Origin of the sequence: Methanospirillum sp. (genome assembly GCF_035560735.1) — an archaeon.
In the GTDB taxonomy this organism is placed as follows: domain Archaea; phylum Halobacteriota; class Methanomicrobia; order Methanomicrobiales; family Methanospirillaceae; genus Methanospirillum.
The window spans coordinates 1-4,709 of the sequence record NZ_DATMYY010000021.1 but is presented as its reverse complement, the minus strand read 5'-3'; the positions used below and the strand labels follow the sequence as shown (position 1 = coordinate 4,709).

Below are 4,709 nucleotides of genomic sequence, written 5' to 3'. Positions count from 1 at the left end.
ACAACTGACTTGTTTATCTTTCTGACAGTTATCCAAAAGAAGATGACTGCCAGAACAGTCAGATATACAAAAGACAGCGCAATCTGAACCGGATTGTATGAAAAGACAAGTCCGAGAGACGAGAATTGATCACCGATAATGAAATACCGCAGACCATCTGTCAGATGTGAGATAGGATTCAGATAAGAAAACTCCTGGATCACCGGCGGGAGTCCGTTTATCGGATACAGGGCATTTGATGCAAAGAAAAACGGCATCGAAAGTAAAGTGGTAATTCCCTGGTATCCTTCAGGAGAAGTTGTCGTAAATGCCACATAGAGCGAGACACAGATGATGGCGGTTGAAAAAATCCCGATAAACAAAACTATACCAATAATGGAGATCAGGATCTGAACCGGATTCTGGCCTGAAAATGCAGTGACCCCAAGTATCATTCCAAGGATAACAATGATCGTGGTTTGTATCAGTGATTTCACGATCACAGAAAGGGAAATTCCGATAACAAGATTCCTTCTGGGCATCGGACTTGCAAGAATCTCTCTCAGGATTCCCCAGTCTTTATCAAAAAAGACAGAAAAGCCTCCATAAAGATTTGAAAACATGATCGTCACAGCGATCATACCCGGGGTCATATAGGTCAGGTAATTGATAACCACGACCCCGGCCGGTGGAATTGCAGCCTGAAGAATTCTCTCAAACGTTCCAGCCATTGCAAATCCAAATAAGGCAAGCCAGAGAACGGGGTGGAGCATTGAGGTGAACAACTGGTCCTTGAACCTGAAATACCGGTTCATATCTCGCATAAATATGGGGAAAAACCCGGGAGTCTCCATTAATCCCTCATCTCCGTGCCGGTGTAGTGCAAAAATACATCATCCATACTTGGTTTTTTGAGATTAACAGCACACACATCAATCTGTCCTTCGTTCACTTCCCGTATGATCTCAGGGAGCAGACGTGTCCCGTCATATTCTGACGTAATGAGTAGTTTTCCTTCATAGCAGGAGATTTTCCGAACTCCTGAAAGATTTCGCAGAATTTCTGTTGCACGGGTGTTGTCTGATGTTTCAAGATACACGATATCGTTTCCAAGACTCTGTTTGAGTTCTGCCGGGGTTCCCTGAATGACAATCTTTCCGTGATCGATAAGAGCAATCTGGTCTGAGAGGAGGTCTGCCTCATCCATATAATGAGTCGTCATAAAGACCGTTGTTCCTTCATTATTTACTGAACGCAGATAATCCCATGTCTTTCTGCGGGTCTGCGGGTCAAGCCCGATTGTCGGCTCGTCAAGGAAGAGAACTTTTGGCCTTGTCATAAGACCCCGTGCTATCTCAAGACGCCGTTTCATACCACCGGAAAGGGTGCTGACGAGAAGATCAGCCTTTTCAGTGAGCTCAACAAGGTTGAGCAATTCAGTTATCCGGTTTTTCTTTTCAGTACTTCCCATCTGGTAAATACTGCCATGAAACTCCAGGGTTTCCCTGACAGTCATATCCTTGTCGAGAGTGATCTTCTGAAATACAATCCCGATAGACTGCCTGACATTCTCCTGTTCAGACCCGAGATCATATCCTGCAATGTGTACCGTTCCTTTTTGAAGTGGAAGCAGAGTAATCAGGGTGTTTATCACCGTGCTCTTTCCAGCCCCGTTCGGACCAAGAAATGAAAAGACCTCTCCCTTTTTTACCTGAAAGGAGATATCCTTCACAGCCTCCAGGTCACCATATGAATACGAAAAATTTGAAACTTCAACGATATTTTCATTCATGAACTAATTCCTCTTCAGCACCAAGAACCAGACTATTGTTTCGGAAAGATACAATTTTCAAATATACACCGGTGACAGATCTGGGATCTTCCATCAGGGTTTCCGGATTTCCGGTTGCAATAATCTCTCCCCCCATATTGCCACCCTGTGGACCCATGTCAATGATCCAGTCAGCCTGCCTGATCACATCATTATTGTGTTCGATAACAATAACCGAATTTCCCTGATCAACAAGATGATGAATAATTGTCAGCAACCGTCTGGTGTCTGCCATGTGCAGTCCGGTTGTCGGTTCATCCATCACGTAGATATTCCCTTTTTTATGCAGTTCTGTCGCCAGTTTCAACCGCTGCGCTTCTCCACCAGATAACGTACTCAGTGACTGCCCGACCTGCAGATAATCAAGTCCGACATCGGCAAGAACGCGAAGTTTTCGCTTAACATCCGGTGTTTCAAAGAAATCAGCAGCATCTGCTACTGTAAGTTTCAGGATCTCTGATATTGTTCTTTCTTTATATGAGAGAGAAAGAACTTCAGGGTTATAGCGTTCCCCGTTACATGCATCGCATATCGTTGTAAGATCATCAAGAAAGTGCATCTCCATCTTGAGAACACCTGTTCCTTTGCATTTCGGACAAGCACCTTTTGAATTAAAACTGAAACAGGAGGGATCAGTGCCGGTTGCCTGCCCAAGTTCTTTTCTGACAGCATCAAAGATTCCAAGATATGTCAGGGGATTAGATCGTGAAGATCTGCCGATCGAGGTCTGATCGATAACAATCGCATCAGGGTGTTTTTTACAAAAGACTCCGTGAATGAGTGAACTTTTACCTGAACCAGCAACTCCTGTGACACACACCAGGATTCCTTTCGGGATATCAACTGAAATATTCTTCAGGTTATGAAGCGATACATTTTCAACCCTGAAATAGCCCTTCGCCTCTCTTCGAGTCTGGTTCCCATCTCCCACCCGGTTCAGGTATCTCGAAGTGAGCGTATCTGATGCATATAGGCCGTTCACAGATCCGGCATACTGAACCTCTCCACCATGGGATCCTGCACCAGGCCCGATATCAATGACATAGTCACTTGCCTGGATAATCTCGGGATCGTGTTCAACAACAAGAACAGTGTTCTCTTTATCCCGAAGATCTCTCATTATTTGAATAAGGTTTCCAATATCCCTGGGATGCAGGCCGATACTTGGTTCATCAAGGACATACACCAGGTTGGTTAGAGTGCAATCCAGTTGCTTTGCAATTTTTACTCTCTGGGATTCACCACCTGAAAGTTTTACAACCGGTCTGTGAAGTGAGAGATATCCTACCCCGATATCAATGAGATACTGGATAATAACCTTCATCCTGGCAATAATGGGCTCTGCATACGGGTGATCGACCTGATCAAGGTATACCAGGAGATCAGGAAGTTCGAGAAATACAAGATCAGGTATCGTTCTTCCCTGCACCTGAACAGTTCGTGCACGTTCATTCAATCGTGAACCATTACAGTGAGGACACGTCTCGTACCTGAAAAATCGTGTGTAGGCATCAGAATTTTCCTCTTTATTCAGATAACTCTTCTTGAGTCGCGAGATGACTCCTTCATGCCTGGATGTATACTCTTCTCCAAAACGTTCAGCTTTTACTGCAGTCTGTGGTTTATACAGGAGGTTATATTGTTCTTCTTCGCTCAGTTCGCATACCGGTTTATGTGGATCAAATAACCGGGAATTCATCAGTGAATTCCAGTAATACCCACCTTTTTTGTATTGAGAATGCAGAATGGCACCATCTGCAACAGATTTGGTCTCGTCTATCAGTTTCTTCTCATCGATGACCATCAGTTGTCCAAGTCCCGAGCATTCAGGACACATCCCGTCTGCATTGTTGAATGAAAACAGATTTGACCCGCCAATTAACGGATCACCACACCGGGAGAAGAGAAGCCGTAAGTAGGTATAAATCTCGGTCATGGTTCCAACCGTAGATCTGAGAGTCTGTCCCGGTCGCCTCTGATCGATGACAATCACAGGAGAAAGATTTGAGATCTCATCCACGTCAGGTCTTGAAATCTTTGGCAGACGGGACCGTTCAAATGTCCCGAATGTCTCTATCAGTTGCCTTCGTGCTTCTGCACTGATTGTATCAAAGACAAGTGAACTCTTCCCGCTGCCTGATACCCCGGTTACTACAACTAACTTATTTTTTGGAACTGACACTGAGATATTTTTTAGATTGTGTTCTCTCGCTCCCACAATCCTGATAGGCTCGCTCATTTTCTCTGACCTGATCCCTGTCCCATCTCATTTTCTGGAATATAATCGTGTGCAGCATTATACTCATGAATGAACCGGAGGGCCCACTCCCGTTCAGCCCTGATAAGATGCTGTCTTCTGCGGGCCAGATGAATATTCCCGATTTTACATCCATGATCGAGGAGATAGGTTTCAAGTTCCCCATAACAGGTCAGTCTGGCATCAATTGAGGTGAGATACCCGTTCATCACCGAGTTTACTTCAGCCGGGGTGAGAATGTGAAGGTTGGCCAGAGCAAGATCAATCTGGTATATCGAGATCTCCAGTTCTGACATAATCCCGGTGATATGGTTTTTTAGTTCTAGTCCACCTTTTTCTGTCAGAGTATAGGTTTTCTTTACTTTGTTGGAATCGGTGACTGAGAGATTGACATCGACAAGGAATTTTTTTTCAAGTTTTTCAAGAACCTTGTAGATAGAGGAGATGGATATCTCAGTCCAGTATCGCATATCCTGCTCCACAACGTTCTTCTCAATCTCGTATGGATACATTGGTTTTATGGATAGTAACCCCAATAGAGCAGCTTCCATATTAGAGATTCCACTCATCCAATATTGTACTATTACAATACTATATCAATACCACACTTTATCTATAAGAGATCCCCGCACTCAATATTAC

At 44.2% G+C, this 4,709-nt stretch carries 4 protein-coding genes; all 4 read right to left on the bottom strand.

What is annotated here, in order from left to right; all coding sequences use genetic code 11:
* Positions 1–794 (bottom strand): ABC transporter permease (locus tag VN429_RS00640; protein ID WP_325628676.1); only part of this gene is annotated, 794 nt, incomplete at its 3' end.
* A 38-nt stretch (positions 795–832) separates the two neighbouring features.
* Positions 833–1,771 (bottom strand): ATP-binding cassette domain-containing protein, encoded by a 939-nt coding sequence (locus VN429_RS00635; protein ID WP_325628674.1) that lies wholly within the window; start codon positions 1,769–1,771, stop codon positions 833–835.
* The gene (locus tag VN429_RS00630; protein WP_325628672.1) at positions 1,764–4,049 is read right to left on the bottom strand and encodes an excinuclease ABC subunit UvrA; all 2,286 of its coding nucleotides are present in this window, start codon (positions 4,047–4,049) and stop codon (positions 1,764–1,766) included. Before VN429_RS00630 ends, VN429_RS00635 begins: the two co-directional genes overlap by 8 nt.
* Positions 4,046–4,618 carry a PadR family transcriptional regulator gene (locus VN429_RS00625; protein WP_325628678.1) on the bottom strand — a complete coding sequence of 191 codons (573 nt, stop codon included), beginning with the start codon at positions 4,616–4,618 and terminating at the stop codon, positions 4,046–4,048. Before VN429_RS00625 ends, VN429_RS00630 begins: the two co-directional genes overlap by 4 nt.
* Positions 4,619–4,709: the final 91 nt, after the last annotated feature.

Excerpts from the sequence above, each read along its gene's own strand:
- VN429_RS00635 (WP_325628674.1), bottom strand. The coding sequence starts at position 1,771 with ATGAATGAAAATATCGTTGAAGTTTCAAATTTTTCGTATTCATATGGT.
- VN429_RS00630 (WP_325628672.1), bottom strand. The coding sequence starts at position 4,049 with ATGAGCGAGCCTATCAGGATTGTGGGAGCGAGAGAACACAATCTAAAA.
- VN429_RS00625 (WP_325628678.1), bottom strand. The coding sequence starts at position 4,618 with ATGGAAGCTGCTCTATTGGGGTTACTATCCATAAAACCAATGTATCCA.